Origin of the sequence: Gordonia sp. (in: high G+C Gram-positive bacteria), assembly GCF_020438995.1 — a bacterium.
Classification (GTDB): domain Bacteria; phylum Actinomycetota; class Actinomycetes; order Mycobacteriales; family Mycobacteriaceae; genus Gordonia.
This window is the reverse complement of sequence record NZ_JAGQTN010000041.1, coordinates 52694-76216: the sequence shown is the minus strand read 5'-3', so window position 1 is coordinate 76216 and position 23523 is coordinate 52694. Positions and strand designations below refer to the sequence as shown.

General features: G+C 67.5%; 21 protein-coding genes. 10 read left to right on the top strand and 11 right to left on the bottom strand.

Annotated features, from left to right (window positions below):
• Positions 1-54 precede the first annotated feature (54 nt).
• Entirely contained in the window at positions 55-885 is an 831-nt protein-coding gene (locus KDB67_RS03400) for an FkbM family methyltransferase (RefSeq protein WP_291012376.1), read from the bottom strand.
• 104 nt (positions 886-989) lie between these two features.
• Here KDB67_RS03400 and KDB67_RS03395 point away from each other — a divergent pair, with 104 nt between their 5' ends.
• A complete protein-coding gene (locus tag KDB67_RS03395; protein WP_291012373.1) occupies positions 990-1346 on the top strand; it encodes a VOC family protein in 357 nt (118 codons plus the stop codon).
• Positions 1347-1352: 6 nt separating this feature from the next.
• Here KDB67_RS03395 and KDB67_RS03390 read toward each other — a convergent pair whose 3' ends face one another.
• Both KDB67_RS03390 and KDB67_RS03385 read right to left on the bottom strand, forming a co-directional pair.
• Positions 1353-2105: an energy-coupling factor transporter transmembrane protein EcfT gene (locus tag KDB67_RS03390; RefSeq protein WP_291012371.1), complete on the bottom strand. Its 753-nt coding sequence runs from the start codon at positions 2103-2105 to the stop codon at positions 1353-1355.
• Positions 2102-4159 (bottom strand): ATP-binding cassette domain-containing protein, encoded by a 2058-nt coding sequence (locus KDB67_RS03385; RefSeq protein ID WP_291012369.1) that lies wholly within the window; start codon positions 4157-4159, stop codon positions 2102-2104. Before KDB67_RS03385 ends, KDB67_RS03390 begins: the two co-directional genes overlap by 4 nt.
• A 276-nt stretch (positions 4160-4435) precedes the next feature.
• Between KDB67_RS03385 and KDB67_RS03380 the strand changes: the two genes are divergently transcribed.
• Positions 4436-4957 (top strand): peptidase, encoded by a 522-nt coding sequence (locus tag KDB67_RS03380; protein ID WP_291012367.1) that lies wholly within the window; start codon positions 4436-4438, stop codon positions 4955-4957.
• A gap of 148 nt (positions 4958-5105) precedes the next feature.
• The gene (locus KDB67_RS03375; protein WP_291012365.1) at positions 5106-5810 is read left to right on the top strand and encodes a TMEM165/GDT1 family protein; all 705 of its coding nucleotides are present in this window, start codon (positions 5106-5108) and stop codon (positions 5808-5810) included.
• Here the strand turns inward: KDB67_RS03375 and KDB67_RS03370 are convergent.
• The 5 genes from KDB67_RS03370 to KDB67_RS03350 all read right to left on the bottom strand — a co-directional run bounded on the left by KDB67_RS03370 (position 5780) and on the right by KDB67_RS03350 (position 9366).
• A complete protein-coding gene (locus KDB67_RS03370; RefSeq protein ID WP_291012363.1) occupies positions 5780-6898 on the bottom strand; it encodes an MAB_1171c family putative transporter in 1119 nt (372 codons plus the stop codon). The genes KDB67_RS03375 and KDB67_RS03370 overlap by 31 nt on opposite strands.
• Before the next feature lie 9 nt (positions 6899-6907).
• Positions 6908-7462 carry a hypothetical protein gene (locus tag KDB67_RS03365; protein ID WP_291012361.1) on the bottom strand — a complete coding sequence of 185 codons (555 nt, stop codon included), beginning with the start codon at positions 7460-7462 and terminating at the stop codon, positions 6908-6910.
• 42 nt (positions 7463-7504) lie between these two features.
• Positions 7505-8086, bottom strand: coding sequence for an XRE family transcriptional regulator (locus tag KDB67_RS03360; RefSeq protein ID WP_291012359.1), 582 nt, complete (start codon positions 8084-8086; stop codon positions 7505-7507).
• 321 nt (positions 8087-8407) lie between these two features.
• Positions 8408-8923: a hypothetical protein gene (locus KDB67_RS03355; protein ID WP_291012357.1), complete on the bottom strand. Its 516-nt coding sequence runs from the start codon at positions 8921-8923 to the stop codon at positions 8408-8410.
• A 257-nt stretch (positions 8924-9180) separates the two neighbouring features.
• Positions 9181-9366 (bottom strand): hypothetical protein, encoded by a 186-nt coding sequence (locus KDB67_RS03350; protein WP_291012355.1) that lies wholly within the window; start codon positions 9364-9366, stop codon positions 9181-9183.
• Between the two features lie 166 nt (positions 9367-9532).
• Between KDB67_RS03350 and KDB67_RS03345 the strand changes: the two genes are divergently transcribed.
• Positions 9533-9925 carry a hypothetical protein gene (locus tag KDB67_RS03345; protein ID WP_291012353.1) on the top strand — a complete coding sequence of 131 codons (393 nt, stop codon included), beginning with the start codon at positions 9533-9535 and terminating at the stop codon, positions 9923-9925.
• Here the strand turns inward: KDB67_RS03345 and KDB67_RS03340 are convergent.
• Positions 9902-11713, bottom strand: coding sequence for a TM0106 family RecB-like putative nuclease (locus KDB67_RS03340; RefSeq protein WP_291012351.1), 1812 nt, complete (start codon positions 11711-11713; stop codon positions 9902-9904). The two genes, KDB67_RS03345 and KDB67_RS03340, sit on opposite strands and share 24 nt — an antisense overlap.
• Before the next feature lie 153 nt (positions 11714-11866).
• On the opposite strand from KDB67_RS03340, the gene KDB67_RS03335 reads away from it, so the two are divergent.
• Complete coding sequence (locus KDB67_RS03335; RefSeq protein WP_291012348.1) at positions 11867-12562, top strand: DUF6474 family protein; 696 nt, start codon at positions 11867-11869, stop codon at positions 12560-12562.
• Positions 12563-12649: 87 nt separating this feature from the next.
• Here the strand turns inward: KDB67_RS03335 and KDB67_RS03330 are convergent, their stop codons facing one another.
• Both KDB67_RS03330 and rraA read right to left on the bottom strand, forming a co-directional pair.
• Positions 12650-14203, bottom strand: a complete 1554-nt coding sequence (locus tag KDB67_RS03330; protein WP_291012345.1) for a succinic semialdehyde dehydrogenase — start codon at positions 14201-14203, stop codon at positions 12650-12652.
• A 58-nt stretch (positions 14204-14261) separates the two neighbouring features.
• Positions 14262-14753: a ribonuclease E activity regulator RraA gene (gene rraA / locus KDB67_RS03325; protein WP_291012342.1), complete on the bottom strand. Its 492-nt coding sequence runs from the start codon at positions 14751-14753 to the stop codon at positions 14262-14264.
• 98 nt (positions 14754-14851) lie between these two features.
• On the opposite strand from rraA, the gene KDB67_RS03320 reads away from it, so the two are divergent.
• The 5 genes from KDB67_RS03320 to KDB67_RS03300 all read left to right on the top strand — a co-directional run bounded on the left by KDB67_RS03320 (position 14852) and on the right by KDB67_RS03300 (position 23481).
• Positions 14852-15064 carry an RNA-binding S4 domain-containing protein gene (locus KDB67_RS03320; RefSeq protein WP_291012339.1) on the top strand — a complete coding sequence of 71 codons (213 nt, stop codon included), beginning with the start codon at positions 14852-14854 and terminating at the stop codon, positions 15062-15064.
• A gap of 317 nt (positions 15065-15381) precedes the next feature.
• Entirely contained in the window at positions 15382-15540 is a 159-nt protein-coding gene (locus KDB67_RS03315) for a hypothetical protein (protein ID WP_291012337.1), read from the top strand.
• A 92-nt stretch (positions 15541-15632) separates the two neighbouring features.
• Complete coding sequence (locus tag KDB67_RS03310) at positions 15633-18380, top strand: serine/threonine-protein kinase (protein ID WP_291012334.1); 2748 nt, start codon at positions 15633-15635, stop codon at positions 18378-18380.
• Between the two features lie 90 nt (positions 18381-18470).
• Positions 18471-21068: a serine/threonine-protein kinase gene (locus tag KDB67_RS03305; RefSeq protein ID WP_291012332.1), complete on the top strand. Its 2598-nt coding sequence runs from the start codon at positions 18471-18473 to the stop codon at positions 21066-21068.
• A 22-nt stretch (positions 21069-21090) separates the two neighbouring features.
• A complete protein-coding gene (locus tag KDB67_RS03300; protein WP_291012330.1) occupies positions 21091-23481 on the top strand; it encodes a serine/threonine-protein kinase in 2391 nt (796 codons plus the stop codon).
• Positions 23482-23523: the final 42 nt, after the last annotated feature.

Here is a 23523-nt window from a genome sequence, read left to right as displayed (position 1 = left end):
CGGTCACCCCTCGGGTGGCCGGCAGTCGTTCTATCGCGGCGTCTGCCTCGGACCTCAGACCCGCCGCACGTAGAGCAGGTTCTCACCCGAGATCAGCAGATCGAAACCACGCTCGGCCATGGCCTTCTGGAAATCGGTACTCGTTCCCGAGCCCGGGAGCAGCCAGTCGTGCGGCTCGATCATCACCGCCGCGGCTTGATCAAGCCATTCCAGGTTCGCTGCGAACAGATCCGACTCGAATCCCTCGATATCGACCTTGACGATGAACAACTCCGCGCCCTCACCACAACGGGCAACCAACTCCGGAACCGTCACCACAGCCACACCGCCATCGACCGCTCGCCGGGTCTGGACAGCCCAGGAACCGTTCCCCTCATCGACCAGATCGACCGATCCCGGTTCGGACCCGATCGCCGCCTCGACGACGAGCACCGAACGACCGGCCGTGTTCTCACGACAGATCGCAGCCGACTCCGGATCAGGTTCGACGGCCACCACCGTCGCCTCCGCATAGCAGGTGGCAAACCACAGCGCGCTGGCCCCGTTGTTGGCCCCGAGGTCAACGATGATCGGAGTCCGGCCGGCGTCGAGCAACTCACCGTAGCGCCGCGCCACCCAAGCACCCTGCGAATGCAGGTCCAGATCATATTGCCGCTCGCAGAAGACCTGCCGGAACACAGCGGCATCGCTGGACGCCGTGCGCACCGTGACCTCACCCAGCCCGCGCACCGTACACCGATGCCGTTCCCGACCGCGTATACCGGACCAGCGCCGCGCGAAGAACCCCGGTCCCAGTTCCTGCCATTCGGCGACCCGGAGGGCCATCTCATTCAGCGATCCCCGCAATATGCCGCTACGGCGTGGCACCCCTGTCGTTCTCAACACCCGCGCAGTATGCCAGAGTTGCCCGATCCGGCCTATCGCCCGACAAGACGATTTCCGTTCGAATCAGGACTCCCGCTGTCCGGGTTTCGGCTTAGGTTCTGGACATGACACTTTCACTCGCCATGATCACCATCGACACCGCCGACGCCCTGCCGATCGCCCGCTGGTGGGCCGAACAGACCGGCGGCAGCATCGTCGCCGAGAACGAGGGGTGGTTCGTCACCGTCTCCCTCGGCGACGGACAGCCGATGCTGGCCTTCCAGAAGGTCGACGACCCGACCCCCGGCAAGAACCGCGTCCACCTCGACCTCACCACCGACGACCGCAAGGCCGAGTCCGAGCGGTTGATCGCCGCCGGTGCCACGCTTGTGGCCGAACGGGAGATGCCCGGCTTCTCGTGGACGACGCTCGCCGACCCCGACGGCAACCAGTTCTGCGTGGCGAGCGCCGGCGACCACTGACCGCGGTCACAACACGATCGTCGCGGCAACGGCAGCGGCGCAGCCGAGGAACACGATCACCAGGATGACCGCGTCCAGGCGCCCGGGCCGCGACTCGTAGGCGGTGAGTCGGCCCGTGCCACCGCGGGCGGTGATCGCCTCGGCCATCTCCGAACTGCGCCGCAATGCCGACGACATCGCGCTGACAATCATGTCGATGATGCCCATCTGCGCCGACGGATGATCGGCGTCCGGCGGCGACTTGGGCCGCAGCCGGTGCACGGCCCGCAAGATCCGCATCTCCTCGATGAGCAACGGCAGACCACGCAGGCACAGCGCGATGGCGACGGCCCACTCGTCGACGGGCATCCGCAGTCTGCGCAGCGGGGCCATCAGTTTGGCGAGGGCGGGCGCGATCTCGGCCATCGGCGTCGTCCAGATAACCAGCACCGAAGAGGCCACCAGGACCAGCCCGAGCGCGGTCGCACGCAGGAAAACGATGAGTCCGGCCCACCCTGCGACCGTCGAGTTCATCGCCGCACCGATCGCGATGAGCCCCCAAAACCACCACGGGGGCCGCGGGATCGCGCCCAGCGGGATGCCGGCGATCAGCGCGGTGATCACCACCACCGCCGCCACCAGACCGAGAGCGGGCCAGCTCGGTAACACCCAGGTGAGGATGCCGAGCGCCAGCACGACGATCAGCTTGGTGCCGGCCCACAGCCGGTGCACGAGCGAATCACCGGGCACCCGGCGCAACGGAACCGTTCGCATCGTCATCGTCGGTTACCTCCCAGGTCGGGGCCCGCTGTTCGCCCTTGTTCGGTCTGCCCGTGTTCGGGTTGCAGCGAACCTTCCGCCAGCACGACGCGACGGTTGCACACGCGCGCGAGTCCGTCGTAGTCGTGCGAGATGATCACGATCGTCTGCCCACCGCGGCGCAGGTGCGCCAGCAGCGACACGATCTCCTCCCGTGCGTACGGGTCGAGGCCGGCGAGCGGTTCATCGAGGATCAGCACTTTCGGTTTGCGGGCGATCAGCCCGGCCAGCACCACCCGGCGCATCTGCCCGCCGCTGAGGGAGTCGGTGTGCCGGGCCGCGATCGACCTGGGCAGGCCGACCAGGTCCAGCACCCGGCCCACCTCGGTGGTTCCCACATCGAGACCGCCCGCGGCCATGATCTCGTCGCCGACGTTGGCCCGCTGCAGCTGCAGTCGCGCGTGCTGAAAGCCCAAACCCACCTCACCGACGTGCTTATCGACGGACTCGCCGTCGAGCTCGCAGGTACCCCGCCCCGGTTCGAGCAGTCCGGCCATCACCCAGGCCAGGGTCGTCTTGCCCGATCCGTTACCGCCGACGATCAGCAGTCCATCACCGGCGTTGACCTGCAACGACACCTCGTGCAGAGCGCGTACCTGCCACGGTGATCCGGGCAGATAGGTGTAGCTGACCCGGTCGAGCGAGAGCATCGGACGCGTCCACCCGGGGTCCGCCGCCGGACCGGGATGCCGCGGCTCATCGAAGGCCGGCGCGGGAACCGCCACATCCCGCGGAATCCAGTCCGGCGGATGTGCGACGAGGCGACCCTGATCGAGGTGGATCACGCGGTCGGCGGCGGCCGCCTCGACACCGCGGTGGGTGATGAGGACGACGGTCATGCCATGCCGGGCGGGCAACCCGGCCAGCAGATCGAGAATCTCGTCGCGACCCCGGGGATCGACCATCGACGTCACCTCGTCGGCGATGAGCAACTGCGGGCTCCGGGCCAATGCCGCGGCCACCGCGAGCCGCTGCTGCTGCCCGCCCGACAGGTCCGACGTCTCGCGCTGACCGAAGCCGGCGAGCCCGACCTCGGCGAGCAGTGCCTCCACATCGACGTCGACGTCGTCGGGCAGCCCCCAGACCAGGTCGTCGGCCACACGTGAGCCGAGCATCTGCGATTCGGGGCGCTGCAGCACCATCGCCGTCCCGCTGCGGCGGCCCAGACCCGGCAGACCCGGCCGGTGCACGCTGCCGCGCGTCGGCGGCCGGCCGGCGATGACCTTGACCAGTGTCGATTTGCCGGACCCGTTGGCGCCGACGATCGCGACGAACTCGCCCGGATAGAGCCGCAGGTCAACTCCGGACAACACCAGCGGAGCCCCGTCTCGGTAAGCGAAGTCGATACCTGATGCGACCAGCGGCAACGGCGCAATGGCCGCAGCGTCGGCGAGTGCCTGCCCCTGATCGAGGGTGTCCTCGGCGGGGACGTCGGCGAGCCGGTCGATCACGGCCCCAAGGACCCACCACGCGACGACGATCGAGATCGCCGTGCCGATGGTCCCGGAGATCCAGATCCACGCCCACCAGTAGTCGACCGCGTTGCGGGTCAGGCCGTTGACGAAGTCCTCGGTGCCGTCGAGACCCGGAATCCGGCCGACCCAGTTGCCGAGGCCGTCGAGGCTGTTCTTCATCGCCGTCAGCATCAACTCGCGCAGCGGCTTGAGGATCCACAGCAGCACCACCGACATGCCGCCGATCAGGGGTGCGGCGATCAGCGTGGCCAGCGCAATCGTCGGCAGGCCGCGCCCGCGGCGTTTGGTATCGCCGACGATGCCCGCGATGATCGCCGAGATGAACACACCCGACGCCGCGCCGGTACCGGCCATCGCGAAGGTGACGCCCGTCGTGGCGACCGCCGCGGCGATCAGCGCGCGCGGGCGAGTGCGTGCGGCGACCACCGCGAGAGGGACGGGCGCGAGCAGTCCGACCGCGGTGGCCACCGGAATGACCGCCGCGATCACCACCGCGGCGACGGTGACGCCACCGAAGATCGCCACCGAGGCGATCTCCATCGGACGTAAGGGTTGGCTTTTCTGCACCCGACCAGTGTGCCTGGCGCGCGCAGGCAGGTCCGGTGGCGGTCTCATCATGCGCCGCCGTCGCCTGACCCTTCGTGATGCGAGGAACAAGCAAGGGCCGCGTTGGGTCAGGTGAGACCCCCGCCTGGCGTCACCACATCCCAGCCCGCCGGCAGTCGGCTGTTTGTGTAAATAATGCGTGTTCCACTTGTCGGCCGCGCCGGACCGGACGATTCTTGATCACACGGTTCGTGTGGAAGGAGTTGTGCGATGTCTGCTGTTCCCATCGGTCTCACGCCTTTTCATGAGGGTGGGAAGTTGAACGGAATCCTGATCTCGGGTCGCTGGCCGGCGTCGACGCTGGAGTGGACGCAGACGCTGGTGGCGTCAGTGCGTATCGCGTGTCGGCCGGGTTTTCTGAGCACGACCACGATCTTCGGGGTGGTGGAGGACCATCCCACCGGTGCTGAGCCCGACGCCGTCGGCATGATGCTCGCGGTGGGCAATGTCGTCGACGACACGTTCCTCGAGGCGGGCCGGTTTCTGCACAACCCGCCGGCGTTGCTGATGCTGCATCCGCCGTCGCATACGCGGCCGTCGTTGCCGGAATGTTCGGAGGTGGCGTCGGGTTGCGTGTTGCTGCCGGGGCTGCCCGAGCTGGGTCTGGAGCATCGCGCGGGGTGGGCCGAGGCGGAGGCGGATGGCACGGTGGTGACGTTGCGCAACCAGGTGGGCATCGACCCGGGTTCGGACCCCGACACCGCTGTGCTGGCCATGCTGTTGACGGCCTGACCAGCATTAATCGCGCCTCGTTACGGTAAGTGTTACCGTAACTTGGGATTCAGGGTACCCGAACTTCCCATTTTGGCCCTCCTACCTGCGACGATTCGGCAAATCCAGCTGTTGCGAGGTCGAGTAAGGTCTGGCTAACCTGGACCTCATGATTTCTGCCTTGCTCCTGAGTTTCGGCGTGATCTTCGTTGCCGAGCTCGGTGACAAGTCGCAGCTGATGGCGATGACCTACGCCCTGCGGTACCGCTGGTGGGTGGTGCTGCTGGCCATCACGGTCGCGACCACCGCCGTCCACGCGGTGTCGGTGTTCTTCGGTCACTTCCTGGGCCTGTCCATCCCCACCGACCTGCTGTCGATCTTCGCGGGCCTGGCGATGATCGTGTTCGGGCTGTGGACCATCCGTGGCGACAGCCTCGATGACGACGAGTCACAGAAGGCCACCCGGGTCGGCGCGTCGGTGTTCCTGGCCGTGATGTCGTCGTTCTTCCTGGCCGAGCTGGGCGACAAGACGATGCTCGCGACCATCACCCTGGCCACCGACCACGACTGGCTCGGTATCTGGATCGGCTCCACGCTGGGCATGGTGGCCGCCGACGCCCTCGCGATCGCGGTCGGCGCGCTGTTGGGCAAGCACCTGCCCGAGCGCGTCATCGCCGTGGGTGCCGCGGTGCTGTTCTTCGGGTTCGGCGCATGGCTGCTGGCCGACGGGCTGGTCGGCGCATCCACGGTCACCGTCGTCGCGACGGTGTCGGCGACGGTCGTGCTCGTCGGGGTCGGTGCCGCCTACATTCATCGCGGTCGGCGCCAGGGGCGCACCGGTGGTCAGTCCACCGCCTTCGCCGACGCCTGCTGATCAATCGCGATGATCCGCGACAACCGCACCAGCGGGGCGGCGTCGGCGTCGATGCCCTGACCTTCGGCGGGCAACATGTGACGGACGTCGCCGGTGATCCTGCCGTAATGGGTGTAGGAATCGGCGGCATCGTAGAGCATCGTGACCCGGGTGTCGTCGTCGGCGATCTCGAAGTCCTCCGACAGGTAGGGACTCAGCTGCGTGAGGGCATCACGGGTTTCGATGATGCGCCGGTGGAAACGTTCCGTGGCCGTCTGCTTGCCGGGCTGCGGGAGCACCACCTCGGGCACTGCGCCGGTCACCACCTGCCACAACGGCACCAGCTCAGCGTCGCTACGGGCGCGCGTGCGCTCGGACCGGAACGCGTGCCATTTGCCGTACACCATCGGGTAGCAGATCCCCATCAGGAACAGCACCACCCCGACAACGGCGGTGACCTGACTGAACCGCAGCAGCCACGGCACGTGCGCAAGCGAGGTCATTCCGAAGACGACGAACAGGATCTGCGTGACCGAGCTGAGCGCCAGCAGGGCCAAACCGGCCACCAGCAACGACAGCGACACCTTGAGGTAGCCGTCGGCCGTCCTGAGGAACCGCCGGATGCTGCGGATGCACGAGACGAACCCGTAGCCGAGATAGCAGCTGGCGATGAGGAAGAAGAGGCCGAATGCGACGTTCTGGGCGTTCCATTCGGTGAGGTCGGTGGTCCGCAGATCCAGTGGCGTGACAAGCATCGTCGCCTGCAGGCCGATCAGCGCCACCACCAGCGGCACCGCCTCGAAACCGATCCGGCGGCGACGCGTATCACCCGGCGATGGGAAGAAGAAGACCAGGATCAGCGCCGCGACGCCGAGCGAGAGCATCGCGTAGAAGACGACGCGGGCAGCGCCGGTGAAGGTGATCGTGTCGATGGCGTCGACCACGTCGCCGTTCGCCGAGACGAAGGCGATGACGAGTGCGGCGATGGACACGGTCAGGGCTATCGCCTGAAAACCGCCGCCGTGTTTCCGTATCTGATCCAGACGCCAACAGAATGCGACGGTGAACACCACCAGGGCGATGGTGTTGAAAATCCCGACTGATACCACCGCACCAACCTACAGCCAGCCGTGATGGCCACCGAGAAGCCGCTGCATACCGCGTAAATCGTCGTCGGACGCACTGGCCCCGACGCGGTCGCCGGCACCCTCGGCCCAGGTCAGGATCATCGATGCGAGCATCTCGGCCTCCCATTCGCGGTCGTCGGAATAGCAGGTCCGACGCAGCGCGCCCTCGGAGTCCTGTTCGTCGGGCGCCCCACCGGCCAGCAAGGCCGCCGATGACTGATCGCCGAGCATCTGATGCCCGGCGATCAGGTGACCGAACTCGTGGATGACGATCTGTTGCTGATGCATCTTCGAGGTGTTGGCCTGGTAGAAGAAGTAGTCGGCGTCCTCGGCCGCCAGCCACACCCCGTTGGGCATGGCGGTGGGCAGCGGATAGGCGATCAACTTGATATCGCGGCCTCGACGAGTGCCATAGCGCTCACACAATTGAGCGGCGTCAAGCGGTAGATCGAGGTCCAGGCCCCGCAGCGCACGCCGACACAGGGACCGCAGTGCCCGTTCACTGCGTCGGCCCTGGTCGCCGTGCGGCTTTCGTTCAAAACGCATGGGCAGGGCCCGATACGTGAAGCGATCCGAATCCCGGCGCGATCAGTCTTGCGCCTGATGGCCACCGACGACGCGCAGGCGCTGCGCCTCGGAGGTCGGATCCTGACTTCCGGACGACATCAGGTCCGGCGGATCCTTCGGCAGGCCCTGCTGCTCGCGCAGGACCTTGATCAGCTCGTTGACCACCGTCACCGAATCGCTGGACAGTCCGGCGAGCCGGAATGCGGCGAGTTGGACGTTGGTGTCGGCCTGTAGGCGCATGAGGTCGATCTCGTCGCGGGTGCGTTGCGCGGCCCGATCCTCGAGGAAGTAGTGCACGTCGACGCCGAACGCCGCGGCGATACCCTCGACGGTCCGGAACGACGGCGACTTGGCCTTGCCGGATCGAAGCTGACTCAAATACGACTCGCCCAGGCGGAACCCACGCTCGGTGGATCGCGCGGCGATCGCCTTGGCACTGTATGCCCGGCCATTGGGACCCGGTACCGTGCGGAACAGCTCTTCGAGCCGGCGCGCGAACAATCCCGGATCCACTACATCCTGCCGGGGTCGCACCGGCTCCCCAGAGCCGTCGTACCGACGAGCGGCCGCGCCCTCTGGCTTTTCCGTACCTCGTGAACTCAATTCGTCTCCCCGGAAAACAAAACTTGCTGTCGTAAACATTAAAGCCCCCTACGCATCCCCAACGCAACGCTGCGCAACGTCGAGGCGACCCAGATAAAGTGTTTACACGACTGTCCCTCGGTCGGATGACACAGACGCTGCGGAATGTGAGGCGTTTCACAGCTGGGAACAGGCCATATACTTGATGAAGTCTTTGGCATACGAACGTGAGTGCAGCACTGGTTCGATCGCCGAATCAGCCGATGCCCTTGCCCGCAGCCCGGCACCTGCCGGGCCCTTGCCCGCAGCCCGGCAGCTGCAGGTCAGGTGCCCCGACCCCGGCTAGACCGGCCCGCCGCAACCTGGAGAAGGATCTTGACCCACCGCGTAAGTCAGCCGCAACGACTCCGGCGGCGGCGGATCGCCGCCGCCGTCCTCGGCGTCGCGTCCGTGATCCTGCTCCTGCTCGGCGCTGGTCTGAGCATGGCCGGTCCCGAGGACCACGGAGGCGGTACTCCGCAGTCCGGCGGCGGTAATCAGAGTGGTGGCGGCAACCAGAGTGGTGGCGGTAACCAGGGCGGTGGCGGCGGCCAGGGCGGTGGCGGCAATCACAATGGTGGCAACGGTCACACGGGTGGCAACAACGGACCTGGCAACAACAACGGCGGTCCCGGCAACGGCGGATCCGGTAGCGGCGGCAGCGGACCCGGCAACGGCGGACCCGGCAACGGCGGCAGCGGACCCGGTAGCGGCGGCAGCGGTCCCGGCAACGGCGGCAGCGGTCTCGGCAACGGCGGTCACTCGGGCAACAACGGTTCCGGCAACAACAACAACGGTTCCGGCAACAACGGCGGACACGGGAACGGACCCGGCAATAACGGCGGCAACTCAGGCAACAGCAACGGACCCGGGCACGGCGGCAACGGCGGTAGCAACGGACCTGGCCACGGCGGATCAGGCAACAACGGACCCGGGCACGGCGGCAACGGCGGTAGCAACGGACCTGGCCACGGCGGATCAGGCAACAACGGACCCGGGCACGGCGGTAACGGCCCCGGCAACGGGCCAGGAAACGGCGGCGGGCACAACCCCGGCGGCCCCGGTAATTGCCACCATCATTGCGGCGGAACCCCGACCACGACGACACCCCCGACCACGAGCACGACGACCCCAACCACGAGCACGACAACGTCGGAAACGACGACAACCGAAACAACCACTGGGACGACAACCACAGGGACAACAACCACAGGGACAACAACCACCGAGACGACAACCGGTACGTCCGGCGCTACTTCCACGGGACAGTCCGGCTCCCGGCCGCCGAGGCGTCTGCCGCACGTCGTCGCCCTCGGTCCGCGGACGGGTTCCTCATCGAACCCTGATAGGTCGAACTCTGATAGGTCAAACTCGGACGGCAGCGACGATTCCTCGGCCGCTGCCGACGACGAGTCCGATAATCGAGCCGTGCCGACGGCCCCGGCGTCGCGGGATTCCCGACCGCGTCGCGGTTCCGGCGGCGGCGGTGGCGGAAACAGCTCCGGCGGTGGCAGCGGTGGCGGAAACGGCTCGGGTGAGGCAACCGCGGCCGCGGGCATCGGCGCGGCTTCCGGTGGCGGCGGCAGTTCCGGAAACTCACCGGGGTCCGGCGGCACATCGGATGGTTCGGGTCAGGGCGGCGGATCGTCGGCGTCCGACACCACCGTCGATGCCGCTCCGGCACCGCAGACGGCGTCGGCATCGAGCCTGCGCAATATTCTCATCGGGCTCGGACCCGGGATGCTGCTGATGCTCGGCGCGGTGGCGCTGGCCGGCAGCGGATCGTTCCTCGACTCGCTACGCGCCCTCGCCCGAGTCTGACGGGCGGACGGCGGTCCCGGCAGGCCGCAGATCATCGACGTGCGGGATGTCGGCGACCTCGGGACCGGTCATCCATTCCCTCAGCACCTTGGTGGCCACGACGTCGTCCTCGTTGTAGTGGAGCAGTCGGGTGCGCTGGTCGTGGTCGGGTGTCCGGCCCGTCAGGCCGACGGCCGCGGCGTACCAGTCCATCGACGCCTCACCGCCGGCTTCGGGATCGCGCCAGCGGTGACCGGCGATCGGTGCGACGCGTTTGAGGCCTTTGCCTCCGGTGCTGATGAAGTTGTCGCCGACGGCCTCGAACACGTCGACCCACTGTTCGGAGGCGATGAATGCCTCGACGTCGGCACGGGTGGGGATGCCCGGCATCCCGGCGAACCGGTCGGCCGAGCCGAGCAGCCACCGATTCTCGGCCTGCTGTGAGTAACAGTAGGCGGCGAACGTCTTCCCGCCCGATGCGGCACGTTCGCGCTGCGTGCACAGCCATGTCCAGAACTCGGCGAACGAGCGCGCCTCGTCGGCGGTCGGCAGTGGCGTCCAGGTGACGAATGGCCGGTACCGCACGGGTACGTCCGGGTCGGTGGTGTCGGTCAGCAGGGTGCCCCACAGGTAGGCGCCGCTTTCACCGAAGCTCTCCATGTCGACGTCCACCTCGATGTCGGCGCGGTGGATTCTCGGGGTGCGGACCCGCCGGATCAGCGGAACGTCGGCGAGCCACGCCGCCGCGGTGACCACGGCGTCGTCGAACGATCCGCCCGCCCAGTCGACCGGCGGTTCCCCCGTGTACCGGGCGAGCTGGTCGACGGTGGCGATGCCCACGCCGAGCAGCGCGTCGGCCTGCGCTCCCCGCACGACGAGGCTGACGTCGCGGCGGTCGAGCAGTTCGGCCTCGCAGTGCGGCCACCAGATGCAGCCGCGGCATTCGGCGATGCGGTGCGGCTCGGTGTGTGCTTCGCCGGTGGCGACGGCCTGTCTGCGGGCGAAGACCTTATCGTAATCATCGAGGACCGGCCCCATATCGCTGACGACGATGCAGTCCGCGTCGAGGCCGATCACCCCTGCGGGCAGCGCACATACCGGGATCTCGGGCCCGGTATCGGTCACCGCATCCTCATCCGGTTCGCCGAGAACGGTCAGGTCGGCGGGACCTGGGGAAAGCCCCAGGTCGATCAGCATCTCGGTGAGCTGCGCCAGCCGCAGCTGGTCGCGGCGGTTGCTGCGCGAACCCCGCGTCCGATCGGGTACAGGCCGCCAATGGTCGAGCGGGCTCGTGGTCAGCTTCGGCGCGTCTGCGCCGTCCTGTCCGGTGCCGCCCTGATTGCGGGCCGGATAGGTGACGCGATGGTTGACGACGATGACCGGAACGTACCCGGCTTTCCCGTCGAGGTCGGGCCTGTCCTGTGCCCAGGTTCGGCCGTCGTGACACACCCGGACCAGCAGTTCGCTGTCGCCCCGGCGGCCCCGCTCCCGGTCGGTGGGCAGCGTCGCACCCCAGATCCATCGCACCCCGTCGGCGCAGGCCTGCCGCGTTGCGGCGATCCGTTCGCCGCGTCCGGCGTCCGGGTCGATGATGCGAAAGGCGCCCGGATCGTCGCGGTGCAGGTCCGCGAGCATGTCGCGGACCCGTTCGCGATGATCGGCCGCTGCGGCCTTGCGCCGGGCCACCGACGGGGTGTCGGCGACCGGTCCGGCATCAGGACTTGCTGCGCCTTCACGGGCGGCGGCGCTGTCGAGGGCCAGGCGATACTCGCAGCCCGCGAGGTCCCGCGGATGAAGCACCGTTCGCATCCACCACTCCACATCTGGTTCCGGCGTGCCTTCGTTCACATCGACCCTATGTAATGCTTGTATCGAGGCGGGCCCGGGGCGTGTCACCGGCGGCCCACGGTTCGCCCACCCGGCACAACAGACTCCGGGACAACAACTGCTGAAAGGCCCGTGATGGGATTGTTCTCGTCGTCAGATGGAAAGACCCGTGCGCAGCGACGGGCGGACGCCAAGGCCCTCAAACGCAAGGCCAAGCTCGAGGCGAAGGTGCAGCACGCCGAGCAGCGCAAGGCGCAGAAGAAGAGCCTCAAGGACGAGCACAAGTTCCACAAGAAGGGCCTGAAGGCCGAGCGCAAGAACGCCCAGCAGGCGTCGAAGGCGCAGACCAAGGCCGCCAAGGCCGAGACCAAGGCGATCGAGGCCAAGCAGAAGGCCGACGAGAAGTCCCGCAAGGTCACCCCCGCCAACATCAAGCGCTATCTGACCGTGGCCCGCTTGGTGTCCCCGGTGGTCGCACCGCTGGCCTACCGCGGCGCGGTCGTCGCCCGTGAGCAACTCAACCAGTTCAAGGCCACCCGCGCCGGTGTCGCCCCGGAACTGCTCGCCCAGTACTCCGGCCACGGCGCCCCGCTGTCGGCCCGCATCGAATCGGCCCGCGGCGCCCTCAAGCAGGTCCCGGCCAAGGATCCGTCGGCCGACACCGACAAGTTCGTCGCGGCCATCGGTACCCGCCTGGACAACCTCGCCATCGCCGTGGACGCCGCCGAAACAATGCCGTCGGCCCAGCGCCGCGCCGCCCACGCCTCCATCGACTCCGAGCTGGGCGCCATCGACGCCGACGTCCTGGCCCGCCTCGGCGTGCGCGCCTGATCCGTCCCGCGTAGCAAACTGCGTCCCGCTTATCGGATGTCTCGATATCCGATAAGCGGGACGCAGTTTCAGTCGCGGGAGCGCGGATTACCGGCCGGGGAGGTACTTGAGGGCGCGGACGGCTGTGGGGGTGATGGCTCGGTAGATGTGCTGGGGGACGAAGGGGGCGCGGTCGATGCCGAGGAAGCGCTGTTCGGCGATCGTCTGGGGTTCGGTGTACTTGAGCAGGCCCTCGGCACCGTGGCGGCGGCCGACTCCGGAGATACCCATGCCGCCCATCGGGGCCGCGGTCGATGCCCAGGCAGCGGCGTAGCCTTCGTTGATGTTGACGGTACCGGCCCGCAGTTGGTCGGCGATGGCGTTGGCCTCGGCGCTGCTACCTGCGAAGACACTGGCGTTGAGGCCGTATTCGGTGTCGTTGGCGCGCTTGATCGCCTCGTCGGTGGAGTCGACGGGGTAGATCGAGACGACGGGCCCGAAGGTTTCGGCCGCGTAGCAGGTGGCCTCCTCGGTGACGCCGGTGAGGACGGTCGGCTCGAAGAAGAACGGGCCGAGGTCGGCGCGGCGTTTGCCGCCGGCGACGATCGTCGCACCCTTGGCGACCGCGTCCTGCACGTGCGCCTCGGCGGTGTCGACCTGCGCGGCCGAGGCGAGCGAACCCATGTCGGCGTTGAAGTCGTAGGTCGCGGCGAGGGTCATGTTCTTGACGTACTCGGCGAAGCGGGTGGTGAACTCGTCGGCGATCGCCTTGTCGACGTAGATCCGTTCGATCGAGATGCACAGCTGCCCCGAGTTGGAGTAGCAGGCGCGCGCCACACCCGGGACGGCCTCGTCGAGGTTGGCCGAGGCGGTCAGGATCAGCGGGTTCTTGCCGCCGAGTTCGGCGGAGAAGCTGATCAGTCGCCGACCGGCCTGCTCGGCGAGCGAGGCGCCGGTCTCGGACGATCCGGTGAACATCACGTAGTCGGTGGTGGCCATGATGGCCTGCCCGACGACGCCGCCCGGACCGGGGACCACGGCGTACAGTTCGCGCGGCAGACCCGCCCGGTACAGCAGTTCGGCCAGCGCGAGCGCACAGTACGGCGTCTGGCTGTCGGGCTTGATCACCACGGCGTTGCCGGCGATCAGCGCGGCGACGGCATCGGACACGGCCAGGGTCAGCGGGTAGTTCCACGGGCTGATGACACCGACGACGCCCTTGGGCTGGTAGCGCACGCGGACGCTGGTGGCGCCGGGCAGCATGCCCTTGACCTTGTGTTCGGCGAGCAGCTTGGGTCCGTTGGTGGCGTAGTAGCGGGCGGTCAGCGCGACGTCGAGGACCTCTTCCTGCGCGTAGCTGCGAGCCTTGCCGGTCTCCGCCTGCGCCATGTCCATGAGTTCGCCGGCATGCTTGTGCACGAGTTCTGCGAACGCGTCGAGCACCTTGGCACGCTTGGCGACGGAAAGCTGGGCCCAGCCCTCCTGCACCACGCGGGCGCGGTCGACGGCGGTCTGCAGATCCTCGGCGGTGGCGACGGGGATGGTTGTCATCTCGGCGCCGCTGAACGCCTCCAGGACGGGCCGCGTGCCGCGGTCATCGGGCTTGTCGATGGCGGCCAGCTCGCGGAGCCGGTCGAAGGTTTCGGGGGTTGGCTTGGCCATGATTGCCTCCTGTGGCAAATTCGCCCGCACGCCGTGGCGGGCCTGTCGGTCGGGGCGACTATGCGTTCTCGGGAGCGACGAGCACGATGCCGTCGTCGTCGGAGTAGGCGATGTCGCCGGGGTTGAAGGTGATGCCGCCGATGGACAGCGGCACGTCGCGTTCGCCGGCGCCGGTCTTGGTGGACTTACGGGGGTTGGTGCCGAGCGCCTTGACGCCGATCTCCATGCCGCCGATGGTCTTGGCGTCCCGGATCGCGCCGTGCGCAATGATGCCGACCCAGCCGTTGGAACGGCCGAGTTCGGCGATGATGTCGCCGACGAGCGCGGTATGCACCGAGGCGTCGCCATCGATGACGAGCACACCGCCGGGGTTGGGTTCGCTCAGAACGGACTTGAGTAGGGCATTGTCCTGGAAGCAGCGCACCGTGCTCACCCGGCCGACGAACTCGCGGACGCCCCCGTACTGGGTGAACTGGGTGTCGCAACTGCGCACGTCAGCGCCGATCTCGTCGACGAGATCTGCCGTGGCGGTGAATGTGAGATCGCTCATGCCGAACAAGCATAGGCGCGGAGAACGCCTGTGCCTACCCGCGGGTAAGTTCTGCGGTCAAGTTCGTCCTGGCGGGTCCGTCGGCGATACTGGTCGGCATGTTCGATGTGCCGATCTCCGACGATTCGATCCGGCTGGGGCAGTTCCTCAAGCTGGCCAACCTGGTCGAGTCCGGTGCCGACGCCAAGGGTGTTCTCGCCGACGGGCTGGTCCGGGTCAACGGCGAGCCGGAGGTCCGCCGCGGCCGGCAGCTTTCGGTGGGCGACGTCGTCGAGATCGACGGCGAGTCGGCCCGCGTCACCCGTGCGTAACACCCTCTTCCGACACGCGAACGCCACTTTTCGGCAAACATCACGGCGGGGATGGGTTTGTGATCCGCCTCTCCCGGTTTACCCCTATGACGTTGCGCACACTTGTTACTGGTGTTACTGAAGCAACTGGTGAGGCGATTTTCTTAGCCTTTGGTAACGAAATGCCGTGTGAGGGTCGATCTATATCACGCATGTCGGGCAACCCGGTGTGCCAAGCGTGGCGCTAGCTCAATCTCGCGCAAACTTCGCGATAGTGAATTGTTCGCTAGAGTACTCAGCGTCGGTTGTTGTCGTAGTAAACGAGGATGTGACCTGTCATGAAGCTGACCCCGACGTTCCAGAACGGTCGTGGCGCCGCACGGATCCGCCCGTTCGGGGCTACCAGGCGTACCCGCACCCGTTCTGCACGCATGTTCCCCGCCGAGGCCGAGCGCCTCGTCACCCAGGCAGAGCTCCGGCGTCTGCTGTCCGCCTGACGACCCGCCCGGACCCGTCGCGGACGATCCGTGTCGTCAAAAAGGGCCGAGCCACTCCCATAGTGGGTCGCTGACCACTTAAAGATTCACCGGTGAGCAGGCTCAGTCCCGGCGACGTGTTCGCCGGCTACACCATCGAGCGCGAACTGGGCGCCGGCGGGATGGGCGAGGTGTACCTGGCCCGCCACCCCCGGCTGCCGCGCCACGACGCGCTCAAAGTCCTCGCCGCGCATCTGTCCGAGGATCCCAAATACCGCGCACGCTTCGAACGCGAAGCCGATGTCGTCGCCGCGCTGCGGCACCCGTCCATCGTCGGTGTACACGACCGTGGCGAAAGCGAAGGCCGCCTCTGGATCGCCTTCGAGTACATCGAAGGCCACGACCTCACGCGGCACGTCAGCGACGACCCACTCCCGCCCACCGAAGTCACCCGCATCATCGCCCAGGTTGCCGACGCCCTCGACGCCGCCGCCCGCCGGGGCCTCACCCACCGCGATGTCAAACCCGCCAACATCCTGCTCGACGAGGACGGACGAGCACAGCTCGCCGACTTCGGCATCGCCTACCCCGGGGACGGCGTCACCAAGCTGACCGGCACCGGCATCGCCCTGGGCACGGTCGCGTTCGCCGCCCCCGAGCAACTGCAGGGCCGCGCTGTCGACGCCCGAGCCGACCAGTACGCGCTCGCCTGTACCAGCTTCGCGCTGCTCACCGGCACCAACGTCTACATGGGGACCAGCGTCGCGGCTATCGCCGTCTCGCATGTACGCGACCCGATCCCGATGGCCGCCGACCGCGCTCCGGGACGGATCACCCCCGCAGTCGACACCGTGCTCACCCGCGCGCTGGCAAAGAACCGCGACGACCGCTACCCCGACAGCCGCGGTTTCGCCGCCGCCCTGGCCGAGGCCGTGGCCACCCCCGCGCCGGCACCGGGAGCCACCGCCGCGAAGATGGCGGCACAGACACTGATCCCCCCGACGAACACACCGCAGCCGGGCACACCACAGCAGGGCACGCAACAGCCGGGCACACCACAGCCAGGCACAGCACCGCCGGGCCGTCCGCCCGCGCCCGAGCCTCCGAGGGCAACCACCCGGAAGGATCCCCGGGTTGTCCAGCAACTCCCCTATCCCCAGTCGAAACTGCTCAGCGGACAGCCGAAGGCCCGCCCCGAACAGGATCCGACGACCACCAGGTTCAACCGGACCAGTCCCACCGAGGATCTGGCACCCCCCACCAAGCGCTTCGCCTCGCCCTACCAGGCCGCGCAGCCGACCGCCCCTCGTGGCGCGTACCAGGGGCCGACCCCACCCGAACCACCACAGCCCCGGCCACCCCGACCGGGGTCGGCTCAGCCCCCTACCGCCCGCCGGTCGGCCCCGGCCGGCACCCCCCCGGCACCCCGCACGCGGGTGTCGACAACCCGCCCCGAACCACACCGGGCGCAGTCCCTGTCGGGCGATCTCGCCTCCCCGCGGTCCGGGCCGGCGGCGATGCCACCGCCGGTCGAACGCGGCGGCCTCCGCCGGCGGGGACCACTGATCGGCGCACTCGTGCTGGTGGCGGTTCTGGTGGTGTGCATCGCCGCCTGGGTACTGACCTCCGACGACGACCCGTCCGGCACCTCGACCACCGTGAATCTGAAAACCGCACGCACCGAACCACTGTGGACGTGGAATCCGAAGGTCCTGTCCGACAATTATCAGGAAGACCTCGGAATCGTGGGCGGCACACCGGCATATGCCGTCGCGGTTAGCAAGATCGATTCCGGCGCAACCATTCTCAGCATCCTCGATACCGCCGACGGGAAGACCGAACGTACCCTAACGCTCAGCGACAAGACCATCACGATCACACGCTGCCAACAGCTCGGGGACGCCAAGTCCTCGACCGTGGCCTGCTGGGGATCGGACACCGGCAACCCGCAGCCCTACATCGTCGACCTCACGAAGGGAACCGTGAACAAGGCCGACGCCGAGGGAACCGCGTTCGCGGTGACCGGCCCGGACTACATTCTGGTCTCGAGCAACGGCGTGTATTCAGGTTCGGCCAAGGGCAAGAACTTCTCCCAAAGCGGTGTCCGGACACGCTCGGTGTATCCGCCGGTGAACGGGTCACCGGTGATCAACCTCGTCGACGACGCGGGAAACATCACGCTGCGGCAGATAGCCGCCGGCGACACCATCTATGCGTTCTCCGACGACAACACCGATGAGCTATGGCTTCCTTTCCGGAACGGTTTCGTCATCCGCAAGACCGGCTCCGATTCGTCCGTCGCGCCGCAGTTCACCTTCTACGACGGCACCGGCAACATCACCGCCGAGCTGTCCGGGCAGTGGACCCTGCCGTCGCTGCCCACCGACAGCGCGATACCGGCCGACGTCCCGCCGGTGCCGGTCCTGGTCAACACCGACGACCGCCTCATCGCCGCCTTCGACCCGGAGTCGGGAAAGAAGCTGTGGGAGAAGAGTTATCAATCGCGGTCCGTCACGTCCGTGCAGGGTCTGGGGGACACGATCGTGCTCACCTCCTCGGCCAACGAGTTCGAATGGTTCAACGCCTCCGACGGATCGGGCGGCCCGATATACGTGCCACCCAAGGGCGGCCAGGCCGGATCACCGCTCGGCGGCGACGGCTCGTCGTTCGCGATGCTCTCGCAGCCCGCCTACGGTGGTGCCGGTTCCCAGGAGCTGATGGTCTTCGGCAAGGACAAGTCGAGTCCGACGTGGCAGATGCGTGTCCCGTCGACGGGCCAGTACCCGGGCGCTCCCGTCATCGCCGGCGGCAAGGTCTATGCGGGCGGTGGCCTGAAATTCGGTGACCGGCGGATTCTTTAGAACCGGAACCCGTTGGGAGCCCAGCGTCGCCGGACCACGTCGTGCACAACTGAACGACGATGAGCCTCTTGGGCGACTAAAGTTCACCCGGTGACCAGCCTCAATCCGGGCGACGTGTTCGCCGGCTACACCATCGAGCGTGAGCTCGGTGCCGGCGGCATGGGCGAGGTGTATCTCGTCCGGCACCCGCGGCTGCCCCGGTTCGAGGCGCTCAAGGTTCTCGCACCACATCTGTCCGAGGATCCCCGGTATCGCAGGCGCTTCGAGCGGGAGGCCGATGTTGTTGCCGCACTGCGTCATCCGTCGATCGTGCGGGTCCTGGACCGCGGTGAGGCCGACGGCCGGCTGTGGATCTCCCTGGAATACGTCGACGGCCACGACCTCAGCGAACACGTCGGTACCGATCCGCTGCCCCTGGCCACCATCGGCCGCATCATCGAGCAGATCGCGCACGCATTGGACGTCGCCGCCACACACGGCCTGACCCACCGCGACGTCAAACCGGCGAACATCCTCCTCGACACCGACGGCCAGGCGCTCCTCGTCGACTTCGGCATCGCGCACGCGAACGACCAGAACACCGTGCTCACCGGCACCGGGATCGCGCTCGGCACCGTCGCATTCGCCGCACCCGAGCAGCTCCAGGGTCTGGACGTCGATTCGCGGACCGATCAGTACGCACTGGGCTGCACAGCGTTCGCCCTGCTCACCGGAACGCACGTCTATGTGGGCAACAGTGCCGCCGCCATCGCAATCGCGCACGTGAAGGACCCCATCCCGGTTGCCACCAAACGATGCCCCGGGCGGGTGCCGGCCACCGTGGACCCGGTGCTGACGAGAGCTCTGGCCAAGGCTCCCGACCACCGCTTTCCCGACAACCGCACGTTCGCCCGGGCCCTGACTGCCGCACTGCGCGAGGCACCGGCCACCGCGCTGCCGGAGTCGCAGGCACCGCCGACGCTACGCACCCCCGCCACCGCTCCCGGCATACCGAGGCCGGCACACGGGCCAACGCTCCCCGCGCGCGGACCCCGACCCGCGGCATCCGCCCCGCACCGTGACGCCGGGGCACCCACCGTCCGTCGGCAGCCCCCCACCCGCGACTATCCGACTCGCGACCAGCCGGCCCGGACCCCGCGGCCCGGAGGACAGACCGGTTCGTCCGTGCCGCCACGCACCCGGCCAGTGACAGCCACCCGGCCCGCGACATACCCGGATGCCCCTGCCAGGCCGGCCACGGATGCGTCCGACGAACGCCAGATCCCCACCCGGCGTGCGCAGCCCCTGTCGCCCGGTACCGCCCGTGCTCACCCCACCGATCCCCCGCGCGGTGTCCGGCCCGGTCGGCGCCGCACACTGCTGCTCGGTGCGTTCGTCACCGTGCTCCTGCTCGTAGCCGGCGTGGTCGGTGCGCGGCTGCTCACCTCCGGCGGCGGCAGCACCTCCCCGTCGGCGAGCGGCCCCACGGCCGGTGTGCTGCTGCCCGACCTGACCTCGCCACGTACCGCGCCTGCCTGGACGTGGAAACCCGCCGCAGTGGGTTCCGGAGCCCAGGTCGACGTCGGAATCGTCGGCGGCACAAGCGAATATGCCGTAGCGGTCAGCAAATCTGATTCGGGTGCAACGGTTCTCGGGGTTCTCGACGCCGACGACGGTACAACCGTCCGCACGATCACGCTCAGCGACCAGAACCTTGGCGTCCGGCGCTGCCGGCAGCTCGGCGACACATCGTCGGCGCGCATGGTGTGCTTTGCCGCCGACCCCGCCGGGGGCGGTACCAACCCCTACCTGGTCGACCTCGACGCGGGCTCCGCGAAGAAGGTCGACACCTCCGGAGCCGAATTCGCGGTGACCGGCGACAATTTTGTGGTCGCCTCCGCCGGCGCCGTCTACTCGGGGACGTTCGCCGGCAAGAGCTTCGCACTTGACGATGTTCTTGTGCCCGAAGCATTTCCACCGGTGTATGGGTCTCCGGTGGTCGCGGTGCAGCAACAGTCCGATGGCACCACCACTCTCAGGCGGGTCACCGACGGAAAGGTGGTCTACAGTTTCGCCGCGGACTCCGCGGATGCATCATGGCAACCGTTCCTGAATGGCTTTGTCGTACGCAAGGATTCACCCACGGCACCGACACTGACATTCTTCGACGCCCAGGGGGGCGCCACCGCCGAGATCAGCGGCGACTGGACGCTACCCAACCCGTCGACCGACAACCTGATCCCTGGCGCCGTCGCCGCGGTACCCATCCTGCTCAGTTCCTCCGGCAAGCTGATCGCCGGCTTCGACGCCAAGACCGGAAAGGTGCGGTGGCAGAAGAACTACCGGATGGACACCCCGGCGTGGATCAACGGCTACGGAACCCGGGTCCTGCTCGGCGCATCGGCCAACGAGTACGAATCGTTCGACTGCTACGACGGCAACGGCGGCCCGATAGTCGTGCCGCAGGACGGAACTCAGGCCGGAACACCGATGGGTACCGACGGCACCCGGTTCGCGGTACTGTCCCGGCCGCAGAAGTTCGGTGGTGCCGGCAAGCTCGAACTGCTGGTGTACGCACCGGGAAGTCCGGACCCGTTGTGGCGCATGCCGATTCCCACGACTCGCGAGAATCCGGGCATCTCCGTCCAGGGCGGCGGCAGGGTGTACGCCGGCGGCGGCCTCGACTTCGCCGACGGTCGGATCATCTGATGCAGCCGTCAAGGTTCACCCGGTGAGCAGAATTCACCCCGGCGACGTATTCGCCGGCTACACCATCGAGCGGGAACTCGGTGTCGGCGGCATGGGCCGAGTGTATCTGGCCCGCCACCCACGACTGCCACGTCACGACGCCCTCAAAATCCTCTCCGCGGATCTATCCGACAATCCCAGCTACCGCAGGCGCTTCGAACGTGAAGCCGATATTGTTGCCGCACTGCGGCATCAGTCCATCGTCAGCGTCCACGACCGCGGCGAGTACGACGACCGCCTGTGGATCACCCTCGAGTACATCGACGGACACGACCTCGGCGAACACACGGCCGGCAATCTGCTGCCCCTGGCAGCGATCGGCCAGATCATCGAGCAGATCGCCGATGCCCTCGACACCGCCGCCGACCACGGACTCACCCACCGCGACGTCAAACCCGCCAACATCCTCCTCCAGAACACCCGGAACACATCACGACCCGGAGCCGTCCCCGTCGCCCTGCTCACCGATTTCGGTATCGCACATGTACTCGACGATGCCACCCGGCTCACCGGCACCGGAATCGCGATGGGGACCGTCGCCTTCGCCGCACCCGAACAGCTCCAGGGCCACGCCGTCGATTCCCGGGCCGACCAATACTCACTCGCCTGCACCGCGTTCACCCTGGTCACCGGTACCGAGGTCTACTCGGGAACCAGCGTCCCGGCCATCGCCATGGCTCACGTCCACGATCCGATCCCGATGGCGACCGAACGCTCCCCCCAACGGGCTACGGCCGCCGTCGACGCCGTACTGACCCGAGCCATGGCGAAGGACCCGGCGCAGCGCTTTCCCGACAACCGCAGTTTCGCAGCCGCACTCATCGCGGCACTACACGAGCCGCCCACGCCTGAAGTACCGACCGTACAGGAATGCGGAATATCACCCCAGGGCCTGAATCGGACCCCAGAACAACCGGCGACACAGTTCTTCCCGGAACAGATCACCACCCGTTTCGCGCCGACACCGCCGCCCGAACTCTCCACCCCGACCCCACCCGCGCGGCGACGAGCACTGCTGATCGGTGCACTCGTGGTAGTGCTGGTTCTCGTCACCGGGTCCGTCGGCACGTGGCTGCTGTGGCCCGACGACGGACCGGACGACGACGGGACGGCCGGTCCGGCGGCTAATCGCCTGGCGGTCGGAGCCACCCTCGCCGACCTGAAAATGCCACGCACCGAACCGATCTGGAGATGGTCACCCAAGGTGCTGTCCACCGCCCGCCAGGATAATCACGGAATCATCGGCGGTACGAGCAACTATGCGATTGCGGCCAGCAATGTGGATTCGGGCACGGCGATTCTCAGCGTCCTCGACGCCGCCGACGGAACGACCATCCGCACAATCACACTCAGCAGTAACAGTCGTGTCCGGCGGTGCAGGCAGCTCGGCGACACCTTGTCGACGCGGATGATATGTCTCGCCTACGACGAGACCGCGGGCGCCGACGATCCGAATACGTTTCTTGTCGACGTCGTCACCGGAGCCGTCGATACGGTGAACGTCTCGGGCAGTCAGTTCATGGTGACCGGCGACGACTACGTGATCGCCTCGGAGAACAACTCCATGTACGCGGGATCGCCGGCGGGAAAGAACTTCACCCTCGAAGGGATGGCTGTACCGGAAGCCTATCCACTGGTGAGCGGCTCACCCGTCGTCGCCGTCCAACCCGTATCGACCGGTGAGGCCACCCTCAGGCGGATCACCGACGGTACGATCGTCCATAATTTTCCCACTGGCGGGTCCGCCGAGTCGTGGCAGCCATTCCTGAATGGTTTTGTCGTGCGCAGGAATTCCGACGATGCCTCCACACCCGCAAAGCTGACGTTCTTCGACGCGCGGGGCATTCCCACCGCCGAGATCGCGGGCGACTGGACGGTGCTCGCCCAGCCGACCGAGAACCTGATCCCGGGTCATGTCGCCGCAACCCCCATACTGCTCGACACCGCGCGCAAGCTGATCGCCTCATTCGACCCGCAGACCGGAAAAGTATTGTGGCAGAAGCAGTATCAGATGGATAGCCCGTCCTGGGTGAACGGCTACGGCACCAAGGTACTGCTGGGAGCCTCGGTCAACGAGTTCGAATGGTTCGACTGTTACGACGGTACCGGCGGACGCATCGCCATATCGCGCGACGGCCGGCAGATCGGGACACCCATGGGCACCGACGGCACCCGCTTCGCGGTACTTTCCCGGCCGGAAGATTTCGGTGCCACGGGCAGGCTGGAACTGCTCACATTCGCTCCCGGCAGTCCCGACCCGCTGTGGCGGATGCCCATTCCGGCGGTGACGTCGACTCCCGGTATCGCGGTGCTCGGCGGTGGCAAGGTCTATGCGGGCGGCGAACTCAGATACGGCAACTACCGGATACTGTAAATCCTGTCGTCTCAATGGGTTTCGAGACATGGAACGACCGGC

Coding starts and splice junctions, on each gene's coding strand:
- KDB67_RS03395 (WP_291012373.1), top strand. CDS start 990: ATGACACTTTCACTCGCCATGATCACCATCGACACCGCCGACGCCCTG.
- KDB67_RS03390 (WP_291012371.1), bottom strand. CDS start 2,105: ATGACGATGCGAACGGTTCCGTTGCGCCGGGTGCCCGGTGATTCGCTC.
- KDB67_RS03385 (WP_291012369.1), bottom strand. CDS start 4,159: ATGGAGATCGCCTCGGTGGCGATCTTCGGTGGCGTCACCGTCGCCGCG.
- KDB67_RS03380 (WP_291012367.1), top strand. CDS start 4,436: ATGTCTGCTGTTCCCATCGGTCTCACGCCTTTTCATGAGGGTGGGAAG.
- KDB67_RS03375 (WP_291012365.1), top strand. CDS start 5,106: ATGATTTCTGCCTTGCTCCTGAGTTTCGGCGTGATCTTCGTTGCCGAG.
- KDB67_RS03365 (WP_291012361.1), bottom strand. CDS start 7,462: ATGCGTTTTGAACGAAAGCCGCACGGCGACCAGGGCCGACGCAGTGAA.
- KDB67_RS03340 (WP_291012351.1), bottom strand. CDS start 11,713: ATGCGAACGGTGCTTCATCCGCGGGACCTCGCGGGCTGCGAGTATCGC.
- KDB67_RS03335 (WP_291012348.1), top strand. CDS start 11,867: ATGGGATTGTTCTCGTCGTCAGATGGAAAGACCCGTGCGCAGCGACGG.
- KDB67_RS03330 (WP_291012345.1), bottom strand. CDS start 14,203: ATGGCCAAGCCAACCCCCGAAACCTTCGACCGGCTCCGCGAGCTGGCC.
- rraA (WP_291012342.1), bottom strand. CDS start 14,753: ATGAGCGATCTCACATTCACCGCCACGGCAGATCTCGTCGACGAGATC.
- KDB67_RS03320 (WP_291012339.1), top strand. CDS start 14,852: ATGTTCGATGTGCCGATCTCCGACGATTCGATCCGGCTGGGGCAGTTC.
- KDB67_RS03315 (WP_291012337.1), top strand. CDS start 15,382: ATGAAGCTGACCCCGACGTTCCAGAACGGTCGTGGCGCCGCACGGATC.